This is a genomic window from Nonomuraea sp. NPDC003707 (genome assembly GCF_053587055.1).
This window is the reverse complement of sequence record NZ_JBSFNK010000037.1, coordinates 107,664-127,789: the sequence shown is the minus strand read 5'-3', so window position 1 is coordinate 127,789 and position 20,126 is coordinate 107,664. Positions and strand designations below refer to the sequence as shown.

The window sequence follows — 20,126 nt, the reverse complement described above, 5'->3', positions numbered from 1 at the left end:
ACGTCCTCGACCACGGCAAGATCACCGAACAGGGCGACCACCACACCCTGATGTCCCTCAACGGCCTCTACGCCGACCTCTACACCCTCCAGGCCACCGCCTACCGCTGACCCTCACTGCAGGGCGGCCGCGATGACCGTGCGGGCGATCGAGGTCACCGCGTCGGCCCGCGCCCCGGGGCGCTCCAGCACGACCCCCACCGCCACCTCGGGCGCGTCCGCGGGCGCGAAGGCGGTGACGAGCGCGTGGTCGTCCGTCCCCGGGATGATCTCCGACAGGACGGCCTCGGCGCCCTTCCTGGGGCCGGCCGCCGCCGACTTCCCGGTGCGCGGCGCCATCGTCATCATCGTCGCCAGGCTCTTGGCCAGCGCCGGCGACACGGCCTTGCGGTAGACCGAGGGGTCGGCGCGGTCGATGACCGAACCGTCCGCCAGCCGTATCTCCTCCACCAGGTACGGCCGCATCAAGGTCCCGTTGTTGGCCACGGCGGCCGACAGCATGGCGACCATCAGCGGCGTCACCCGGCTGTCGTGGTGCCCGATGGCCGACAGGGCGGTCTGCGCCCGGTCCATGGACAGCGGATAGCGGCTGGCCGTGGCGACGAGCGGGATCGTCAGGTTCGGCGCGTTGAAGCCGAACGCCTCCGCCTGGTCCCTGAGCAGGTCCTGCCCGAGCTGCAGCCCGAGGCCGGCGAACGCGGTGTTGCAGGACACGTGGAACGCGTCCGTGAGCGTCGGCCGCTGCTTCCCGCACCCGCTGCCGCCCGCGTTCTGCAGGATCGTCGGCGTCCCGGGCAGCCGCAGCCGTACGGGCGCGTTCACCAGCGAGGTCGGGGTGTACTCCCCGGACGCCAGCGCCGCGGCCGCCGTCACCAGCTTGAAGGTGGACCCGGGCGGATAGAGGCGGTTCAGCGCCCGGTTCAGCAGGGGCCGCGACGGATCCTGCCGGAGCAGCCGCGAGGTCTCCAGAAGGCGGCCGGCGTCGAACGTGGTGAGGGTGTTCGGGTCGTAGGTCGGGTAGGTGGCCAGCGCCAGGATCGCCCCCGTCGCCGGGTTGACGGCCACCACCGCTCCCGGGAGTCCCATCCTCTTGAGCTCCTGGTACGCGGCCCGCTGCACCCGTTCACTGATCGTCAGCCGGACGTCGGCCCCCTGCACGACGCCCTCCCTGACCAGCGAGCGCACCTTGACCTTCGGGTCCTCCCCGGACAGCACCTCGTCCCGCGCCTGCTCGATTCCGGTGGAGCGGTAGAGCGACATGTGACCGGTGACGGCCGCGTACAGCTCCCCATCCTGGTAGACCCGCCGGTAGAGGTACGGGCCGCCGCCGGTCGGGCGGCTCACGGCGATCGGGGTGCCCTCATAGGTGAGGATGTCGCCGCGCGGATGGTCGAACCTGGCGATCAGCGGCCGTACGTTCCTGTGGTCGGCGTTGAGCTCCCGCGAACCGAACGCCTGGACGACCGTCACGTGCGCCAGCACCACGAACAGCATCGCCGCGCACAACCTGGCGACACGGCGCAACGGCTCATCGATCCGCTCCGCCCTCGATCCGGCCATGGATCTTGGTTTAACAGCCGGACCGCAAAGACAGGGCTAGAGCTGGCTTCGGTAGTAGCCAATCTTGTTGTGGATGTACGTCTGCCGCTCGGCCAGCTTGTCGATCTGCTCCCTGACCTGCCGGTCGTGCTCTTCCAGCAGCCTGATCCGGTCGGGGATCGTGTGGTCTCCGGCGCGTACGAGCTCGGCGAAGCGGAGCATCTTGGCGATGGGCATGCCCGTGTCACGCAGGCAGCGCAGCGTGCCGAGCCAGCCGACGTCCTCCTGGCTGAACCTGCGCTGCCCGGCCGCGTTGCGCCCGACGCGCTCCAGCAGGCCGATCTTCTCGTAGTAGCGCAGGGTGTCGATGCTGAAGCCGGTCTCCTCGACAACTTCCGCCGGCGTGTAGACACTCACGTCCTCCAGGATCCCACCTGGAGCGCGCTCCAGGTCAATCGGCTTGACATGGAGTGCGCTCCAGCTCCCAGAGTCGGCCCATGAACATCGCACTCGGCACGATTTCGTTCGGCACGACCGTCGACCTGCGGGACACGTTCGCCATCCTGGACCGGTTCCACGAGGCCGGCGGCACGATGCTCGACACGGCCAACAACTACCCGTTCTGGGTGGAGGGCCGGTCGGGCGATGAGAGCGAGCTGGCCATCGGGGCGTGGCTGGCCGCCCGCGGCAACCGCGATGAGATCTTCATCAGCACGAAGGGCGGCGCCCGCCCCACGGTCCCCGGCGACACCACTCTGGCCTCCGCCGAGGGCCTGTCCGCCCCCACCGTCGCCAGGGCCGCCGAGGGCAGCCTGCGGCGCCTCGGCACGGACCACATCGACCTGTACTGGTCGCACATCGAAGACCGGTCCGTCCCGCTGGAGGAGACCCTGGGGGCGATGGACGAGCTCGCCCAGGCAGGCAAGATCCGCAGCGCGGGGGCGAGCAACATCGCGACCTGGCGCCTCGAACGGGCCAGGAACCTCTCGGCCGCCCACGGCTGGATCCCCTACACCTATCTCCAGCTCCGCCACACCTACCTGCGACCGCGACCGCTCGCCAGGCTGGCGGAGTCCGGGCACCGGCTCGCCACGGACGAGACCCTCGACTACCTGGCCGCCGAGCCTGAGGTGACGTTGTGGGCGTACAACACGCTGATGTTCGGCAGCTACACGCGCGCCGACCGGCCCATTCCCGAGATCTACGACCACTCGGGGACCACGCGGCGGCTCGCGGTGCTGCGGGAGGTCGCGGACGAGCTGGGTGCCACGGTCAACCAGGTGGTGCTGGCGTGGCTGCTGGCCGACGGCGTGGTCCCGATCGTGGGCGTCTCGACGCGGGCCCAGCTGGAGGAGGCCATCGCCGCCGCGGACCTCAAGCTCGACACGGACCTCCGCACCCGCCTCGACACCACCACCTGACACCCGGCGCCGGAAGGGCGAGCCTCGCGGCGTGCGGCCGGACGGCGTGTCAGGCGAGGTGGTCGGACAGGTAGCGGCGGACGAGGTGTTTGCATTCGGCGATCAGCACCGCATCCCCGCACGGATCCACGCGGAACGCCAGCTTGAGCACCGCGTCCGTCGCCTCCACCGCCACCAGCAGCGCGCGATCCAGCCCCGGCCCCACGGGTGCGTCCAGGAGTTCGAGGGTGAGGGTGCGCAGCCGGTCGGCCACCACCACGTTGTTCTCCTGCGTCCCGTCCAGCGCCGTCTTGCTCCCGCCGACCGCCGGGCCGCCGGGGCCGAGGAGGACCTCGCCGAAGTCGAGCACCGCGAACCCCGGCGTGGTGCGCTTCATGGCGACGAACTCGTCGATGGCCAGGTCCACCAGGTCCGTCCAGTGTCCGAGGTCGGCCTTGGGGATGCGGTCGGTGACGCGGGCGAGGAACGCCTCGAGGTTGCGCCGCGCCAGTGCCCGCGCCAACCCCTGCTTGTCGTGGAAGAACTGGTAGAAGGTGCCGATCGGAACTTCGGCGCGGCGGGCGACCTCTTTGGTGGTCATCGCCTCGTAGCCGACCTCATCGAGCAGGAGCGCGCACTCGTCGAGCATCCGCTCCACCCGCTCCACGCTCCGGCGCTGGGCGGGACGGCGGCGCAAGGTACTCGTCATGACCCCATCCTGACCTATTACTGACATTAAAGTTCCCATAGACGAAAGGAGCCCGGGATGTTCCTGTGGGGGACGGCCACTGCGGCGTACCAGATCGAGGGCGCGGTCAAGGAGGACGGCAGGGGCGTCTCCGTCTGGGACACCTTCGCCCACGAGCCGGGTCGCACCAGGGACGGGCATACCGGGGACGTCGCCTGCGACCACTATCGCCGGTGGCGCGAGGACGTCGAGCTCATGTCCGGGCTCGGGGTGAACGCCTACCGCTTCTCCATAGCCTGGCCGCGCGTGCAGCCGCGGGGGGACGGCGAGGTCAACGTGGCAGGGCTCGACTTCTACGAGCGACTGGTGGACGCGCTGCTGGAGAAGGGCATCCAGCCGGTGCCGACGCTGTTCCACTGGGATCTGCCGCAGGCGCTGCAAGATCGCGGTGGGTGGATTAACCGCGATATTTCGGGAAATTTCGCCGAGTACGCCGCCACTGTCGCCGCCCGCCTGGCCGACCGCGTCCCCCTCTGGATCACCCTGAACGAGCCGTTCGTCCACATGGCCTACGGGTACGCCATGGGCATCCACGCCCCGGGCCAGGCCCTCCTCACGGACGCGCTCCCCGCCGCCCACCACCAGCTCCTGGCCCACGGCCTGGCCGTGCAGGCCCTGCGGGCGGCCGGTGCCCGCCAGGTGGCCATCACCAACAACTGCACCCCGGTCTGGCCCGCGTCCCAGGAAGAAGCCGACCTGAAGGCGGCGGAGGCCTACGACATCCTCCACAACCGCCTCTTCAACGACCCCATACTTCTCGGCAAATATCCGGACCTGTCGGCGTACACCCCGACCGTGGACTTCGTCTGGGACGGCGACCTCGACATCATCGCCGCCCCGCTGGACGGCCTGGGCATCAACTACTACAACCCCACCCGCATCGCCGCCCCCACCGACGACGGCCTCCCGTTCGCGGACGCGGGCATCACCGGCTACCCCACCACCGCGTTCGGCTGGCCGGTCGTCCCCGACGGCCTGCGCGAGCTCCTGACCGGCCTCAAGTCCAGGTACGGCAGCGCGCTCCCGCCCATCCACATCACGGAGAACGGCTGCTCGACCGACGACACGCTCGAGGACCACTCCCGCATCGAGTTCCTGGAAGGCCACATCGCGGCGATGCGCCGGGCCATGGCCGAGGGCGTGGACGTACGGGGCTACTTCGTCTGGTCCCTGCTGGACAACTTCGAGTGGGCCGAGGGCTACCACCAGCGCTTCGGCCTCGTACACGTGGACTTCGAGACCCGGCGCCGCACCCCGAAGGCCTCCTACCGGTGGCTGCGGGAGCAGCTCCAGGCTCAGAACACCGACACGTGAACGTGGTCGTAGTGGTTGGCCGTGACCCCGCCGCGGTCGGACATCGGGTCCCAGCCGCCGCCTGACCGGATGTCGTAGTAGCGCTGCTTCCAGATGATGTACATGACGCCGATCCGGGCGCCGTTCTTGATCAGGTAGTCGGCAAGGGCGTCTCCGCGGGCCTCGTCGGACCCGCCGGCCATGGTGCCGCCACGCGACATCATGAAGTCGCAGGCCCGGCCCTTGCCGTGCTCGCCGGGGTCGCCGACACGCAGGCAGCCCACGCCGTACTTCATGGGGAAGTTCCGCATGATGTCGGCCCGCACGTCGATCATGCGCTGGGTCAGGCCCTCGGCGCCGCCGGGCTGCTGGAAGCCGTACTTGGCGAGCAGCTTGTCGATGTCGCGCTGCTTGCTCTGGAGGTTCTTGATCTCCTTGCGCAGCTTCTCGATCCTGTCGTTGGCGGCGATCTTCGCCTCTTTGGACTTGTCGATCAGCTTCTGGACGCCCTGGACGCGCCTGGTGCGCTCGTCGGCCATGTAGTTCATGTTGGCCGCCTGCCCCAGTATCACGGTCGGGTCGGCGTTGGGGGTGAGGAGCCGGAAGGTGTCGAGGGGCCCCACCATGTACGCGGTCTGCGCGATGTCCGCCACGTCCGCCTGCGCGTCCTTCAGCTGAGCCTGAAGGGTGCCGGAAGTGGTGGTCGCCCGTTTCACCTGGAGCTTGATCTCCTCCAGGCTCTGGATCTGGCCTCGGTAGCGCTTTTCGAGCAGCTCGGCCTGTTTGGTGAGTTTTCGCAGGTCACCAGGGCTGGGAGCGGCCACGGCAGGGGATGGCGCGGGAAGGCCGAGCAGCCCGGCGAGAACGGCGACAAGAACGGCGATCCGCCCGATTCTCACACCCGCCCCCTCCCCTCATAGACGGTCCGAAACTATAGAAGATGATCTTGATTCCTGTCACCCGAACGGCCGAACTGCCGCACCATTGGTGACATTTATGGTGATTTGTCCGACTTAAGGCGAACCTAAAGATTGGGCCTTGTATAGATCGCTCCAACGGTCTGAGATGGCGATCGAACTCGTCTCTGCGAAGGGGCAGATCGTGTCTCGAACATTGACCCTCGCCACCGCCGTCATCCTCGGCTTAGGCACCTCCATCGTGGCCACGACCGCGCAGGCGTCCGTGGACCCGCTACCGCCCCGCGACCGCATCGAGCTCTACCAGCTCGACAGCGCCCCGGGCACCGCGCAGACACTCAGGGAAAAGGGCTTCGACGTCGTCCAGCAGCAGAACAAGGGCGACCGGGAACACATCGAACTCACCGCCGCACAGACCGACCTGGACGCGCTGCGCAAGCTCGGCCACAAACCCGAGCCCGTACGCAACCCGCAGGGCCAGACCCAGCTCGAGGCCGCCAAGGCGCAGGCGGCCTCCGGCTACACCGTGTGGAAGTCCTATTCCGAGGCGGGCGGCATCGCCGACCAGCTCAAGGCCATCGCGAACGCCAACAAGGACATCGTCAAGCTCCAGTCCATCGGCAAGTCGCTGAAGGGCCAGGACATCCTGGCCGTCAAGGTCACCACGGGCGCCCGGCTGCTGCCCGACGGCATCAAGCCCTCGACCCTCTACTCCGCCACCCAGCACGCCCGCGAGTGGATCGCCACTGAGGTGGACATGCGGCTGCTGAAGTACCTGATCGCGAACAAGGCCGCGCTGAAGGACCTGCTCAACAAGAGCGAGCTGTGGTTCGTGCCGGTGGCCAACCCCGACGGGTACGACTTCACGTTCACCGAGGGCAACCGCCTGTGGCGCAAGAACCTGCGCGACGTCAACGGCGACGGCAAGATCACGGTCGGCGACGGCGTCGACCCGAACCGGAACTTCCCGACGAACTTCCACTACGACGAGGAAGGCTCGTCGAGCATCCCGAGCAGCGACACCTACCGCGGCACGGGCCCGGCCAGCGAGCCGGAGACCAGGGCCATGGACGGCCTGCTCAGGCGCATCGGGTTCGAGATGCAGCTCAACTACCACTCCTACGGCCCGCTGCTGCTCTACCCGAGCGGCTTCCAGATCGCCACGGAGACGCCCGACAACCCGATCTACGAGGCCATCACCGGCAACGACGCCAAACCGGCCGTCCCCGGCTTCGACCCCGACCTCGGGGCCGAGCTGTACACCACGAACGGCGACACCAACGACCATGCCCACCGCCAGTACGGCACGCTGTCGTGGACGCCGGAGCTGGACGAGGGCTGCGACGGCTGCGGGTTCGTCTTCCCCGACGACGAGGCGCTGGTGCAGGGCGAGTTCGAGAAGGGCCTGCCGTTCGCGCTCGACGTGGCCAAGTCCGCGGTCAACCCCGTCGAGCCGGTGAACCACCTGGGCAACACGACCCCGGACTTCGAGATCGACCCGTTCGAGGTCAGCTACGGCAAGGACCAGGTCGTCCAGGTCAACGCCAAGCGCAAGCTCGGCCCGGTCTTCCTGAACTACCAGGTCAACGGCGGCCGTACCAAGACCGTCCTGACGGGTGAGTGGAAGGGCGGCGAGCGGTACGGCAGCGGTTACGACCGCTACTACCACCGGCTGCGCGGCAGGATCACCGGCACCAGGCCGGGCGACAAGGTGAAGGTCTGGTTCGCCTCGATCGGCAGGAAGAGCGCCGACTTCACCTACACCGTGGCGACCGACATCGGCGGAAAGGTGCTGATCCTGGCCACGGAGGACGTCACAGGCCTCAGCCCGGCGCAGGGCGTGACCGAGGCCAAGTACGCCGACGAGTACGCCGCGGCGCTCACGGCGGCCGGCTACACCTCGGACGTGTACGACATGGACAAGATGGGCCGCAAGGCCCCGCACCCGCTGGGCGTGCTCAGCCACTACAAGGCCGTGGTGTGGGAGACCGGCGACGACATCATCCCGAGGTCGCCCGGCCAGGTGGGCGGCACGACCTCCAAGGGCGGCGTGGACACCGAACTGGCGGTCCGCGACTACCTGAACGAGGGCGGCAAGCTGCTGCACGCCGGCAAGTACCCGTCGTTCGCGGCCAACAACAACGGCGCCTACTACTACCAGCCCGACCAGCCGGCGCAGCCGGAGTGCACGGTCCCGGACGACCCGCCGTGCATCGCGGTGTTCAACGACTTCCAGCAGTACTGGCTGGGCGCGTACGTCTTCTTCGACGACGCCGGCACCGACCACGACACGGGCCAGCCGTTCGGGCTGGCGGGCAACGGCGGCACGTTCGACGGCTTCGGCGCGACGATCGAGCCGAGCCACACCAACTCGTTCGTGGCCACCTCGGCCATCCTGCCCGCGCAGCAGTTCCCGCTGTTCGCGAGCTCGGCACAGGTCAAGTGGGCACGCCCGGGCGGCCCGTTCGACCCGCACTCCGGGGCATGGGACGTCTACAGCGGCATCGCCGACGTCTCGTGGAAGCGGCTGACCAAGACGATCGACCTGACCGGCAAGAGCAGCGGCGAGCTGACGTTCTGGACGTCGTACGACACCGAGAGCACCTGGGACTACCTCGCGGTAGAGGCGCACACGGCGGGCGGCGACGACTGGACCATGCTCCCGGACGCCAACGGGCACACCACCCAGGAGACCGGCAGCAGCTGCGACCCGCCCAGCGGCGGTGAAGGCTGGCGGGCGATCCACCCGTTCACCCAGCGCTACCAGGGCCCCAACTGCGAGTCCACCGGCACCTCCGGCGCCTGGCACGCCGCCACCGGCAACTCGGCCGGCTGGCAGCAGTGGAAGATCGACCTGACCCCGTACGCGGGCAAGAAGGTCGAGCTGTCGGTCTCCTACATCAGCGACTGGAGCACCCAGGGTGCGGGCGTCTTCCTGGACGACTTCGCGGTCACCCTGGACGGCGTGACGACCGAGCAGACCTCGTTCGAGTCGGACCTGGGCGGCTGGGCCGTCGGGGCGCCTCCCGAGGGCACCTCGCCGTCGATCAACAACTGGTTCAGGACGGACCAGGTCTTCGAGGAGGGTGCCGGAATCGTCACCAAGGACACCGTCTACCTGGGCTTCGGCGCTGAGAGCGTGACCGACCCGGCCAAGCGCGCCGACCTCGTCAAGAGATCCATGAAGCACCTGCTCGGTTAGAGCCGGAGAGGGGTGCGGCAGAGCGTGCCGCACCCCTCTTGCGTGTCCGGACAGAACATGGTTCGGTCACCTTGAGGAAGTCCGGAAACAAGCAAGCATTCGGTCAAGCAGGAGGGTCACGACATGCGCCGGCACGACACGCTGTTCATCGGGGGCGAATGGGTGGCCCCCGCGGGCACCGCGACGATAGACATCGTCTCCCCGCACACCGAGGAGGTGGTCGGCCAGGTACCCGACGGCACGACCGCGGACATGGACCGCGCGGTCGCGGCCGCCAGGGAGGCGTTCGACCACGGGCCGTGGCCGCGGATGACGTTCGCCGAGCGGGCCGAGGTCATCGGCAGGCTGGCCGCGATCTACAACGAGCGGCAGGGCGAGATGGCCCAGCTCATCACGGAGGAGATGGGCTCGCCGATCACGTTCTCGAACCTCGCGCAGGCGCCCCAGCCGCTGGGCATGCTCCAGTACTACGCCGAACTGGGCAAGACGTTCGAGCAGGAGGAGCAGCGGCCGGGGCTGTTCGGCCCGATCACCGTGCGCAGGGAGCCCGTGGGCGTGGTGGCGGCCGTGGTGCCGTGGAACGTCCCCCAGTTCGTCACGATGACCAAGGTCGCGCCCGCGCTGCTGGCCGGCTGCACCATCGTGCTCAAGCCGGCGCCCGAGACGCCGCTGGACGCGTACCTGCTGGCCGACTGGGCGATCGAGGCGGGCATCCCGGCCGGCGTGCTCAACATCGTGGCCGCGGGCCGCGAGGTCGGCGAGCACCTGATCTCCCACCCCGGCGTGGACAAGGTGGCCTTCACCGGCTCGACGGCGGCCGGCCGGCGCATCGCCGCCATCTGCGGCGAGCAGCTCAAGCGGGTCAGCCTGGAGCTGGGCGGCAAGTCCGCCGCGATCGTCCTGGACGACGCCGACCTGGCCGCCAGCATGGGCTTCCTGTCCATCGCCTCGCTCATGAACAACGGCCAGGCCTGCGTGGCGCAGACCCGCATCCTGGCCTCGCGCAACCGCTACGACGAGGTCGTCGACGCCATCGCGAACATGGTCAACTCCCAGCCCGTCGGCGACCCCGCCGATCCGGCGACCGGCATCGGCCCGCTGGTGGCCAAGCGGCAGCAGGACCGGGTGGAGGGCTACATCAGGATCGGCATGGACGAGGGTGCCAAGGTCGTCGTCGGCGGTCTCGACCGGCCCTACGACCGCGGCTGGTACGTCTCCCCCACCGTCTTCTCCGGCGTCACCAACGAGATGCGCATCGCCCGCGAGGAGATCTTCGGCCCGGTCCTGGCTGTGATCCCGTACGAGGACGAGGCGGACGCCGTACGCATCGCCAACGACAGCGACTACGGCCTGGCCGGCTCGGTGTGGACGGCCGACGCCGAGCACGGCATGGACGTGGCCCGCCAGGTCCGCACCGGCACGTACGGCGTCAACTGCTTCATGCTGGAGACCAACGCGCCCTTCGGCGGCTACAAGGCCAGCGGCATCGGCCGCGAGCTGGGCCCCGAGGGCCTGAGCGGCTACCTGGAGTACAAGACGATCGCGCGGCTCGGCTAGCCCCGGCGAGAAGGGCCTCGCGGCATGCCGCGAGGCCCTTCGTCGTGCCACGGGACCGTGCACCCAGCGCGCCCCCGCAACGCTAGGTACAGATCCCGCTACCGGAAGTATGTCCCACGGCCACCGTGGCGACGGTTTCCTTCCCCAGAGACTTTCTCCCGGCGGTTTCTTTCTTTCCGTCCTAGATAGACGCGTTTAACTCACAAAAGGTTCGAGGAGATCCACTTGCCGATTCTGCGGATGAGTTCGGGGGGCGCGCCGGTCTCCGCGTGGCCGTACCCGGGCTCGATCCAGAGCTCCTTGGGCTCGCGTGCGCCGGCGTAGAGCTGGTGCGCGTGATCGAGCGGGAAGAACGCGTCCTCGTCGCCGTGCACGATCAGCAGCGGGGTCGGCGAGATGAGCGCGGCGGCCTCGTGCGGCGGCATCGGGATCGGGTTCCAGTCGCCGCGGGCGATCCTCGTCCGCTTGACCACCCTCGCCGCCAGGCGCCCGAACGGCCGCTCGATGGCCCAGTGGACCTGCCGCATCGGCTTGGTGCCGCGGTAGTACCAGCGGGCCGGGCTGCTCACCGCCACCACGGCGTCCACGCCGCCGCGCAGGCCCGCGTGCCGTACGGCCACCGCCGCCCCCATGGAGAAGCCCACGACCGCGATCTTGGAGTAGCCGGCCACGCGGGCATGCCGGACGGCGGCGTCCAGGTCGAGGATCTCCAGGTCGCCCACCGTGGTCTCACCGCCGGAGCGCCCGTGGCCGCGGAAGTCGAAGGCGACCACGCCGCCGTACCCGCTCAGCACGTGCACGATGCGCCGCGCCGTACGATCCCGCCACGACCCGGTGAACCCGTGCGCCATCACAATGCCTGTGTTCATGGCCTCCACTCCGTGGAGGCGGGCTCGGTCGCTGGGGAGCCGTCGCCTTCCCTCGTCGCTCTGGTCGCTACGCTCCCGACGCTCCTCAGTCCAGGCGACGGCGCTCCCTCGCCGTGCGAAGGGGGTGTGGGCGGCGTTGAGGCGTACCCCGTCGTCGGTCCTGAGCATGACGGGGAAATGAGGCGCGTAGGGCATGGGGACGAGCTTATGTTCGCTCCGCGTCCACCCCGTGTTCGGCCGCCCAGACCGCGATCCGCGCCCGCGAGTCGAAGCCCAGTTTCTCCATGATGATGGCGACGTGCCTGGCCACGGTGGCCGGACTGACCACCAGCGCCTCGGCGACGCCACGGTTGCTCAGGCCGCGGGCCAGCATGGCGGCGATCTCCCGCTCCCGCTCGCTCAGCCCGTCTCGGTCGAGCACGCGCGGCGGCGGCACGGCCGACCCGGGATCGCCGTCGAGCACCAGCCCGGCCACCACCTCCGGCGGCATCCCCGTCCCCCTGGCCCACAGCAGCTCCACCGGGTCCGCCCCGAGCCGCGCGCGGGCGAGCGCCAGCAGATCCTCGATCCGGCCGGACGCGCCGACCTGCCCGATGGACTCGCGCAGCGCGGTGGCGGCCGCGGCCGCGAGCACCGCCCCCTCCAGGTCTTCCCGCGCCTGCGCCAGGGCGGAGACGGCCATGAGCGCGCGGACGATCCCCCTGCGCTGGCCCGTCTGCCTGCTCAGCGCCAGGCTGTCGGCTATGTGCCCCCTGGCCGCGGCGTGGTCGTGCAGCCCGGCCGCCACCCGGCCGATCTGGGCCTGGCAGCGGGCCAGCTCGATCCGGTTGTCCAGGTCCTCCAGCAGCGGCAGCGCGGCGGCGTGGTGTGACCTGGCGGTCTCCAGGTCGCCCGCGGCCTCGGCCACCGCGCCCAGGTGTGTCAGCGCCCTGGCCAGCGACCAGTGGTGCCCGGCCTCCGCGGCCAGCGCGAGCGCCTCCTCGCCGTAGCGCCGGGCCTCGTCCGGCCGGCCGTGGAAGAGCGCCAGGTTGAGCTGGGCGATCCTGGCCGTGACCAGGTTGAACAGGTCGTCGTGGGCGCCGGCCGCCATCTCCAGCTCCGCGGCGTAACGCCGCGCCCGCTCGCTCTGCCCGGTGCGGAAGAGCACGGTCAGCGCCACGCCGTACGTGATGCCCAGCCAGTAGGTGTACGGGTGCCGCTTCTGCTCCTCCAGCCCCCGCACGACCAGCTCTTCCGCCCGGCCAAGCTCGTCGGCGAGCTCCAGCCCGTACGCCAGCCCGCACCTGGCCACCGCGACCAGGTCGGCAGGGGCCCCGGACAGGTCGAGCGCGAGCAGCCGCTCGTGCCAGCCGACGCTCTCGCCCAGGTCGCCCCGGACGGCCATGACGGCCATCGCGGCGCGGGCCAGGCGCAGCCCGAGCACGGGGTCCCGCGACTCCACCGCCCAGTCGACCGCGTTCCTGGAGTCGTCGAGGAGGGCGCGGCCCCTGGTGAAGTGGGCGAACCGATCCTGCCACGGCATCCTGCGGTCGAGCGAGCCGGCCTCGTGGCAGTGCTCCATCTCCTCGCAGATCGCCTTCAGATGCCTGTCACGCAGGTGCGCGGCCTCGCCGGCCTCGGCCAGGCGCTCGGCGGCATACTGCTTGATGGTCTCCAGCAGGCGGTAGCGGCCGGGGGCGTGGTGGCGCACCAGCGACTTCCCGGCCAAGGCGGTGAGCAGGCCGGGCAGCTCGGCCCTGCGCAGGATGCCGCCGTCGGCGCAGACCCGCTCGGCCAGGCCGAGGTCGAACGGCCCGGCGAACACCGAGAGCCGGCGCAGCAGCACCCGCTCCTTGGGCGGAAGCAGCTCGTGGCTCCACTCGACGATGGCCAGGAGCGTGCGCTGCCTGGCCGGAGCCGTGCGATCGCCGGCCGCGAGCAGGCCGAGCCGCTCTCCGCCGCGACCGGCCAGGCGGTCGGCGATGTGCCCGGGGCTCAACCGGCTCGTACGGGCCGCCACCAGCTCCAGCGCGAGCGGCAGGCCGTCGAGCGCGTGGCACAGGCGTACGACGTCGTCCATGACGCCCGCCACCCCGCTCGCGCCCGCCGCGAGCGCCCGCTCGACGAACAGCAGCACGGACTCGGCCTCGGGATGCCGCTCGTCGGGCAGCTCCAGCGGCGGCACCCGCCAGACCAGCTCGCCCGGGATGCGCAGCGGCTCCCGGCTGGTGAGCAGGAACCGCAGCTCGGGGCACTCGGCGGTCAGACCGGCCACCAGCTCGGCGCAGCGCTCGACCAGGTGCTCGCAGTTGTCCAGCACGATCAGCGCCCTGGCCGTGCGCAGGCGCGTGCGCAGGCCGTCCAGCAGCCGCCCGGGCACCTCGTCGCGTACGCCGAGCACCTCGGCCATCTCGTTGACGATCAGCTCGGGGTTGCCGATGCGGGCCAGCTCGACCAGCCACACGCCGTCGGGGAAGCGTCTCAGCTCCTGCGCCGCCACGCGCAGGCCGAGCCGGGTCTTGCCGATGCCGCCCACGCCGCTGAGCGTGACCACGCGTTCTTCGTGGACGAGCACCGCCAGCTCGGCCACGTCGCGGACGCGACCGACGAAGCGGTTGGGTTCGGCGGGGAGATTGTGCGGAACTTGCGCGATCATGTGGGGCCCAGGTGGTCGCGGGGGGATCACATCCGATGCCAAGTCTCCCCTGGTTCAGGGGCTGATGGGGTCACTTTCCGTGCAGAGTTCGCGACTGGTTGGATATGAATGCAGGACCCCGAGGTCGGCGACGCTCATCACGATCCGTACGCGTGATTCGTCCGCGGCGGCGAGCGCCCTCGGCATCTCGGAGATCATCACGCGGGCGCCGCTCGCGTGGATCCGGTCCCTGAAGGCGCCCGCGTCGAGGTCGCACGGCAACGGCCAGGCGACGCCGCCCGCGGCGATCACCGCGTCGGCCGCCACCAGGAGGTCGGCTCCCACGGGCAGGCAGATGAGCACGGCGTCACCCGCGCGCACACCTCGGCGCCGCAGCTGGACGGCCGCGACTGCAGACCTCTCGTCCAGCTGCTCCTCGGTGAGCCTCAGGCCGGTGCCCGAGTCCACCATGACGATGCGCTCATCCATGTGGCCCACGGTAGGGAGGGCCCCTCATGCATACATGGGGCGGAATATGCAGATCCCTATGCAGAACCGCGCGCCACGTTCACTACGCGACGGTCGGGTGCTCGGCGGCCCAGACCGCGATCTGGGCCCGCGACGTGTAGCCCAGCTTCTCCATGATGTTGGCGATGTGCCGGGCGACCGTGGCGGGGCTGATCACCAGCTCCGTCGCGATGGCGCGGTTGGACAGCCCTCGCGTGAGCAGGCCCGCGACCTCCTGCTCGCGGGCCGTCAGCAGCGAGTGTCTGAGCGGCTTGGTCGCCACCGGCGCCTTCTGCGCGATGCGCTCGCCCTCCAGCACGTGGCAGGCGGCGTCGTCGGGGCTCATGGCCCGGCCCCGCGACCAGATCGAGGTGGTGCGGCCGTCGCCCAGCTTGGTGCGGGCCCGGCCGAGCAGCTCCTCGATCCTGAGCGTGGGCGACTTCTGCCCGATCGACTCGCGCAGCCTGACCGCCGCGCCCGCGGCCAGCACGGCGCCCTCCAGGTCGCCCTCGCACTCCGCCAGCATCGACAGCCCGACCAGGCACAGGGCCACCCCGTGGCGTTGCCCGGTCTCCCGGCCCAGGGCGAGGCTGGCGGCCAGCCACTCCCGCGCGGCGGCGAACTCGTGCAGCATCGCCGTCACCCTGCCGACCCTGGCCAGGGCGCGCGACAGGTCGAGGTCGCTGCCCAGCTCGCGCAGCCACGGGACGACCATCTCGTAATGGGCCTTGGCGGTCACCAGGTCGCCGCGGAACTCGGCCACCGAGCCGAGCTGGGTGGCGGTCCTGGCCATGATCCACCGGTGGCCGTGCTCGCGGGCCCGCGCGAGCGCCTCCTCGCCGTGCCGCTGCGCCTCGCGCAGCCGCCCGCGGGTCAGCGCCACGGCCGACAGCCCGGCCAGCCCCGCCGCCTGGTTCCACGCGTCTCCCGACCGCAGGGCCAGCGCCAGGCCCTCCTCCGCGTGGTGCACCGCGTCCTCGGGCCTGCCCATGCGCAGCAGCACCACGACGATGAGGCTGTGGATGACGCAGCGCGCGAACGTGTTGTCGGTGGTGATCTCGGCCAGGCTCTCCTCGGCCAGCGCCAGGGAGCGGCTCAGCTCGTCCCTGGCCTCCAGACCGTAGGCGAGGTATCCCCTGGCCTGCGCGATCTGCTCGACGGGCACCTCGGTCAGGTCGAGCGACAGCAGCCGCTCGATCCAGGTGACGATCTCCGTCAGGTTTCCGCAGAGCGGCAGCAGCCCGCTGCTGGCGGCGCAGAGGCGCAGGCCCAGCGGCACGTTGCCGGACTCCACGGACCAGTCGAGCGCCATCCGCTGGTCGTCGACGAGGCGCTTGCTCATGGTCAGCGCCTCGAGGCGGCGCGCCCACGGCACGCCCGGCTCGACCATCTCGGTGGCGAAGTGGCGCTCCTGCAGCTCGCAGACCACGTGCAGGTGGCGCTCGCGCAGGACCTCGCGCTCGCCGGCCTTCTGGAGGCACCCCACCGCGTAGCGCTTGATGGTCTCCAGCAGCCAGTAGCGCCTGCGGCTCTCGTCGCACAGCACGAGGGACTTGTCGACCAGCCCGCCGAGCAGATCGACGATCTCCGACTCCGAGATGGGCCGCTCGGCGCAGACCTGCTCGGCCAGGTCGAGGTCGAAGTCCCCGGCGAACACCGACAGCCTGCGCAGCAGCACCTGCTCCTTCGCCGACAGCAGGTCGTAGCTCCACTCGACGGCCGCGACCAGCGTGCGCTGCCTGGCGGGGGCGGTGCGGCCGCCGGTGGTGAGCAGCGAGAACCGGTCGTCGATGCGGTCGGCGATCTGGCCGGGGCTGAGCAGGCTCGTGCGGGCCGCGGCCAGCTCCAGCGCCAGCGGCAGCCCGTCGAGCGCCCGGCACAGCCGCACCACGTCGGGCATGCTGCCCGGGCCCAGCCTGGTGCCGGCGGCCGTCGCCCGGTCCAGGAAGAGCTGCACGGACTCCGCCTCGGGACCACCCTGCACGGGCTCATGCTCGTGCTCGGGGCCGCCCTCCCTGGAAGTGCTCTCGTCGGGGAGGTCGAGCGGCGGGACCCGCCAGATCAGCTCGCCTGCGATGCGCAGCGGCTCCCTGCTGGTGGCCAGGACGCTCAGGCGCGGGCAGGCCGCGATCAGCTCCGCGGCGACCTCGGCACACCTGTCGATGAGATGCTCGCAGTTGTCGAGCAGCAGCAGGCAGTGCAGGTCGCGCAACCGGTCGAGGACGGTGCCGAACACCGGGCGGCCCGCCTCCTCCCGCACGCCGAGCACCCGGCCGATCTCCTGGTCGACCAGCTCGGCGTGGCGCAGCCTGGCCAGCTCGACCAGCCAGACGCCGTCGGGGTACGCCGACACCAGCCCGGCCGCGACCCGCAGGGCCAGGCGGGTCTTGCCGATGCCGCCCACCCCGCACAACGTGACCACGCGCGTCTCGCGGAACAGCCCGCGCAATTCGTCGAGATCGCGCTCGCGACCAACGAACCGGTTGGGCTCCGCCGGAAGATTGTGCCTGGGGGGCTCTGGCATGTGGTCACCCTGCGTCGCTGAAGGATCACACTCTCCCACAGTGTCGCACTTTTCACAGCCCAAGCGAGCTCACGATCGCCCTTTCGTCGACGACACGCAGGACGGGGTCGCCGAGCAGCCGTCTGGCCAGGTCGTACGGCGCGACGACCATGGTGGCCCGGCGTTCCTGGGCCAGCACGCGGCAGCCCACCAGGCTCGGCTCGTGGGCGATGACGACGTGCGCCCCCACCGTCATCGCCAGATCGATCACCCGCAGGCCCCGGAACGGCTCGCTCACCGCGCTGATCACCACGTCCTCCTTGCCGATCACCAGCCGGCCGGCCAGCCTGCGCAGGTCGCTCGCCAGCGTGTGGTGATCGAACACCCGCCCGCCGTCGACGGTGAGCGCCGGCCCCGCCAGCGGGCCGTACTCGAGGGCGCGGTCGCCGATGAGCGCCGTGAACGGCTTCGCCCCCGGCACGGTCTGGAAGGAGAAGACCCGGTCGACCTTCACCGCGGCGGGGTCGTAGCGACGCTGGGTGATCATGAAGCGCGCCGTCCCCGAGTCCGCGAGCACCGCCACCCCGCCCGCCCAGGCCACGGAGTGCACCGCCAGGGGCAACGACGTGCCGAGCGGGACGTCGACGATCACCTCGTCGCCGAAACGCAGGCCCTGGCGCTGCAGACCCGCCGCGGCGCGGGTGACGCGCCTGGTGAAAGCGGAGTACGACAGCACCTCGCCGGTCCTGACTTCGCTGACCGCCGGTTGGTCCCCCTGGGTCGGCGCGGCGGCCATAACCAGCTCTGTCCAGGTCATGCCGATAATCTAAGGACGGCGGCCCGGCTTGCCATGCGCACAATTGTGCAACCGGCTATGTACGTAGGGCTTAACGTCAGCTTGACATCGAGGATCGCGCTTGACATCGGGGATCCCTCACGTCGCGCCTGTCACCTGGGGGACTCCCGTATCCGCACCCGTCCCCCTCGCGTCGCGCCTGCTCTCAGGGGACCCCATATCCACAACCGCCCCTCTCCTCAGTCGCGCCTGTCATCAGAGGGGATCAACTAGACTTATAAGGCCGCGACTTCGCGCGGCCGCCCCCACGACACAGAGCGAGACGTCATCATGCCTTTGAACAGCCGCGACGACCTGCGGAACATCGCGATCATCGCGCACGTCGACCATGGCAAGACCACGCTTGTGGATGCCATGCTCTGGCAGTCCGGGGCCTTCCGCGCCAACCAGGACGTCGACGACCGCGTCATGGACTCCAACGACCTCGAGCGCGAGAAGGGCATCACCATTCTCGCGAAGAACACCGCGGTCAAGCACGGCGGCATGACCATCAACATCATCGACACTCCCGGCCACGCCGACTTCGGCGGCGAGGTCGAGCGCGGCCTGTCGATGGTCGACGGCGTGGTGCTGCTGGTCGACGCCTCCGAGGGGCCGCTGCCGCAGACCCGCTTCGTGCTGCGCAAGGCGCTGGCCGCGAAGATGCCGGTCATCCTGTGCATCAACAAGGTCGACCGCCCCGACGCCCGCATCAAGGACGTCGTGGACGAGGTCTACGAGCTGTTCATGGACCTCGACGCCACGGAGGAGCAGATCGACTTCCCGATCGTCTACGCCTCCGCCAAGGCCGGCCGGGCCTCCATGGAGCGCCCCGAAGACGGCGGCATGCCCGACTCGACGGACCTTGAGCCGCTGTTCGACATCATCAAGTCGACCATCCCCGCGCCGACGTACGACCCGAGCGCGCCGCTCCAGGCCCACGTCACCAACCTCGACGCCTCCTCCTACCTCGGCCGCATCGCGCTGTGCCGCATCCACCAGGGCGTCATGCGCAAGGGCCAGCAGGTGGCCTGGTGCCGCACCGACGGCACGATCCAGCGCGTCAAGATCACCGAGCTGCTCATGACCGAGGCCCTGGAGCGCAAGCCGGCCGAAGAGGCGGGCCCCGGTGACATCATCGCCATCGCCGGCATCCCCGACATCATGATCGGCGAGACGCTGGCCGACCCCGAGGACCCGCGCCCGCTGCCGCTGATCACGGTGGACGAGCCGGCCATCTCGATGACCATCGGCACCAACACCTCGCCCCTGGTCGGCAAGGTCAAGGGGTCCAAGGTCACCGCCCGCATGGTGAAGGACCGCCTCGAAAAGGAGCTGGTCGGCAACGTGTCGCTGCGCGTGCTGCCCACCGACCGGCCCGACGCCTGGGAGGTGCAGGGCCGCGGCGAGCTGGCGCTGGCCATCCTGGTCGAGCAGATGCGCCGCGAGGGCTACGAGCTGACCGTCGGCAAGCCGCAGGTCGTCACCAAGACCATCGACGGCAAGGTGCACGAGCCGGTCGAGCGCCTGACGGTCGACTGCCCCGAGGAATACCTCGGCGCGGTCACCCAGCTCCTGGCCGTGCGCAAGGGCCGCATGGAGCACATGACCAACCACGGCACCGGCTGGATCCGGATGGAGTTCGTGGTCCCGGCGCGCGGCCTGATCGGCTTCCGCACCGAGTTCCTCACCGAGACGCGCGGCACCGGCCTGGTGCACCACGTGTTCGACTCGTACGAGCCCTGGTTCGGCGAGCTGCGCACCCGCAACAACGGTTCCCTGGTGGCCGACAGGTCCGGCCCGGTGACCGCGTTCGCGATGCTCAACCTGCAGGAGCGCGGCACGCTGTTCGTCTCGCCGACGACCGAGGTCTACGAAGGCATGATCGTCGGCGAGAACTCCCGGTCCGACGACATGGACGTGAACATCACCAAGGAGAAGAAGCTCACCAACATGCGCTCCTCCACCAGCGAGGAGACGGAGAAGGTGATCCCGCCGCGCGTCCTCTCGCTGGAGCAGGCGCTGGAGTTCATCCGCGAGGACGAGTGCGTGGAGATCACTCCGGAGCACGTGCGCATTCGCAAGGTTGTGCTCGACGCCGCCACGCGCGGTCGCGCCGCGGCCCGCGCCAAGCGCGCCTGAG

At 70.2% G+C, this 20,126-nt stretch carries 14 protein-coding genes; 5 read left to right on the top strand and 9 right to left on the bottom strand.

Annotated elements, in window-relative coordinates; translation table 11 throughout:
• Window positions 1–113: 113 nt before the first annotated feature.
• Together ACWDRB_RS54560 and ACWDRB_RS54555 are read right to left on the bottom strand one after the other, a co-directional pair.
• Window positions 114–1,559 (bottom strand): penicillin-binding transpeptidase domain-containing protein, encoded by a 1,446-nt coding sequence (locus ACWDRB_RS54560; protein WP_449908458.1) that lies wholly within the window; start codon window positions 1,557–1,559, stop codon window positions 114–116.
• A gap of 36 nt (window positions 1,560–1,595) precedes the next feature.
• A complete protein-coding gene (locus ACWDRB_RS54555; RefSeq protein WP_449908456.1) occupies window positions 1,596–1,955 on the bottom strand; it encodes a MerR family transcriptional regulator in 360 nt (119 codons plus the stop codon).
• An 80-nt stretch (window positions 1,956–2,035) separates the two neighbouring features.
• On the opposite strand from ACWDRB_RS54555, the gene ACWDRB_RS54550 reads away from it, so the two are divergent.
• Window positions 2,036–2,959 carry an aldo/keto reductase gene (locus ACWDRB_RS54550; RefSeq protein WP_449908455.1) on the top strand — a complete coding sequence of 308 codons (924 nt, stop codon included), beginning with the start codon at window positions 2,036–2,038 and terminating at the stop codon, window positions 2,957–2,959.
• 49 nt (window positions 2,960–3,008) lie between these two features.
• Here the strand turns inward: ACWDRB_RS54550 and ACWDRB_RS54545 are convergent, their stop codons facing one another.
• On the bottom strand, window positions 3,009–3,647 hold the full coding sequence (locus tag ACWDRB_RS54545; RefSeq protein ID WP_449908453.1) for a TetR family transcriptional regulator: 639 nt from the start codon (window positions 3,645–3,647) through the stop codon (window positions 3,009–3,011).
• A gap of 57 nt (window positions 3,648–3,704) precedes the next feature.
• Between ACWDRB_RS54545 and ACWDRB_RS54540 the strand changes: the two genes are divergently transcribed.
• The gene (locus tag ACWDRB_RS54540) at window positions 3,705–5,000 is read left to right on the top strand and encodes a GH1 family beta-glucosidase (RefSeq protein WP_449908451.1); all 1,296 of its coding nucleotides are present in this window, start codon (window positions 3,705–3,707) and stop codon (window positions 4,998–5,000) included.
• Here the strand turns inward: ACWDRB_RS54540 and ACWDRB_RS54535 are convergent.
• Window positions 4,982–5,878: a coiled-coil domain-containing protein gene (locus ACWDRB_RS54535; protein WP_449908449.1), complete on the bottom strand. Its 897-nt coding sequence runs from the start codon at window positions 5,876–5,878 to the stop codon at window positions 4,982–4,984. The two genes, ACWDRB_RS54540 and ACWDRB_RS54535, sit on opposite strands and share 19 nt — an antisense overlap.
• Window positions 5,879–6,080: 202 nt before the next feature.
• Between ACWDRB_RS54535 and ACWDRB_RS54530 the strand changes: the two genes are divergently transcribed.
• A complete protein-coding gene (locus tag ACWDRB_RS54530; RefSeq protein ID WP_449908447.1) occupies window positions 6,081–9,098 on the top strand; it encodes a M14 family zinc carboxypeptidase in 3,018 nt (1,005 codons plus the stop codon).
• Between the two features lie 123 nt (window positions 9,099–9,221).
• Complete coding sequence (locus ACWDRB_RS54525) at window positions 9,222–10,655, top strand: aldehyde dehydrogenase (RefSeq protein WP_449908445.1); 1,434 nt, start codon at window positions 9,222–9,224, stop codon at window positions 10,653–10,655.
• Between the two features lie 200 nt (window positions 10,656–10,855).
• Here the strand turns inward: ACWDRB_RS54525 and ACWDRB_RS54520 are convergent, their stop codons facing one another.
• From ACWDRB_RS54520 to ACWDRB_RS54500, 5 genes are all read right to left on the bottom strand, one after another.
• Window positions 10,856–11,524: an alpha/beta hydrolase gene (locus ACWDRB_RS54520; protein ID WP_449908443.1), complete on the bottom strand. Its 669-nt coding sequence runs from the start codon at window positions 11,522–11,524 to the stop codon at window positions 10,856–10,858.
• Window positions 11,525–11,729: 205 nt separating this feature from the next.
• Window positions 11,730–14,159, bottom strand: coding sequence for an ATP-binding protein (locus ACWDRB_RS54515; protein WP_449908442.1), 2,430 nt, complete (start codon window positions 14,157–14,159; stop codon window positions 11,730–11,732).
• A 54-nt stretch (window positions 14,160–14,213) separates the two neighbouring features.
• Window positions 14,214–14,627 carry an AMP-binding protein gene (locus ACWDRB_RS54510; RefSeq protein ID WP_397373008.1) on the bottom strand — a complete coding sequence of 138 codons (414 nt, stop codon included), beginning with the start codon at window positions 14,625–14,627 and terminating at the stop codon, window positions 14,214–14,216.
• 82 nt (window positions 14,628–14,709) lie between these two features.
• Window positions 14,710–17,169 carry a LuxR C-terminal-related transcriptional regulator gene (locus ACWDRB_RS54505; protein WP_449908440.1) on the bottom strand — a complete coding sequence of 820 codons (2,460 nt, stop codon included), beginning with the start codon at window positions 17,167–17,169 and terminating at the stop codon, window positions 14,710–14,712.
• A gap of 52 nt (window positions 17,170–17,221) precedes the next feature.
• Window positions 17,222–17,965 carry an AMP-binding protein gene (locus ACWDRB_RS54500; protein ID WP_449908438.1) on the bottom strand — a complete coding sequence of 248 codons (744 nt, stop codon included), beginning with the start codon at window positions 17,963–17,965 and terminating at the stop codon, window positions 17,222–17,224.
• A 309-nt stretch (window positions 17,966–18,274) separates the two neighbouring features.
• On the opposite strand from ACWDRB_RS54500, the gene typA reads away from it, so the two are divergent.
• Window positions 18,275–20,125 carry a translational GTPase TypA gene (gene typA, locus ACWDRB_RS54495; RefSeq protein WP_357743434.1) on the top strand — a complete coding sequence of 617 codons (1,851 nt, stop codon included), beginning with the start codon at window positions 18,275–18,277 and terminating at the stop codon, window positions 20,123–20,125.
• Window position 20,126 lies beyond the last annotated feature (1 nt).

Excerpts from the sequence above, each read along its gene's own strand:
- ACWDRB_RS54545 (WP_449908453.1), bottom strand. The coding sequence starts at position 3,647 with ATGACGAGTACCTTGCGCCGCCGTCCCGCCCAGCGCCGGAGCGTGGAG.
- ACWDRB_RS54540 (WP_449908451.1), top strand. The coding sequence starts at position 3,705 with ATGTTCCTGTGGGGGACGGCCACTGCGGCGTACCAGATCGAGGGCGCG.
- ACWDRB_RS54520 (WP_449908443.1), bottom strand. The coding sequence starts at position 11,524 with ATGAACACAGGCATTGTGATGGCGCACGGGTTCACCGGGTCGTGGCGG.
- ACWDRB_RS54550 (WP_449908455.1), top strand. The coding sequence starts at position 2,036 with ATGAACATCGCACTCGGCACGATTTCGTTCGGCACGACCGTCGACCTG.
- ACWDRB_RS54505 (WP_449908440.1), bottom strand. The coding sequence starts at position 17,169 with ATGCCAGAGCCCCCCAGGCACAATCTTCCGGCGGAGCCCAACCGGTTC.
- ACWDRB_RS54525 (WP_449908445.1), top strand. The coding sequence starts at position 9,222 with ATGCGCCGGCACGACACGCTGTTCATCGGGGGCGAATGGGTGGCCCCC.
- typA (WP_357743434.1), top strand. The coding sequence starts at position 18,275 with ATGCCTTTGAACAGCCGCGACGACCTGCGGAACATCGCGATCATCGCG.
- ACWDRB_RS54500 (WP_449908438.1), bottom strand. The coding sequence starts at position 17,965 with ATGACCTGGACAGAGCTGGTTATGGCCGCCGCGCCGACCCAGGGGGAC.
- ACWDRB_RS54510 (WP_397373008.1), bottom strand. The coding sequence starts at position 14,627 with ATGGATGAGCGCATCGTCATGGTGGACTCGGGCACCGGCCTGAGGCTC.
- ACWDRB_RS54560 (WP_449908458.1), bottom strand. The coding sequence starts at position 1,559 with ATGGCCGGATCGAGGGCGGAGCGGATCGATGAGCCGTTGCGCCGTGTC.
- ACWDRB_RS54515 (WP_449908442.1), bottom strand. The coding sequence starts at position 14,159 with ATGATCGCGCAAGTTCCGCACAATCTCCCCGCCGAACCCAACCGCTTC.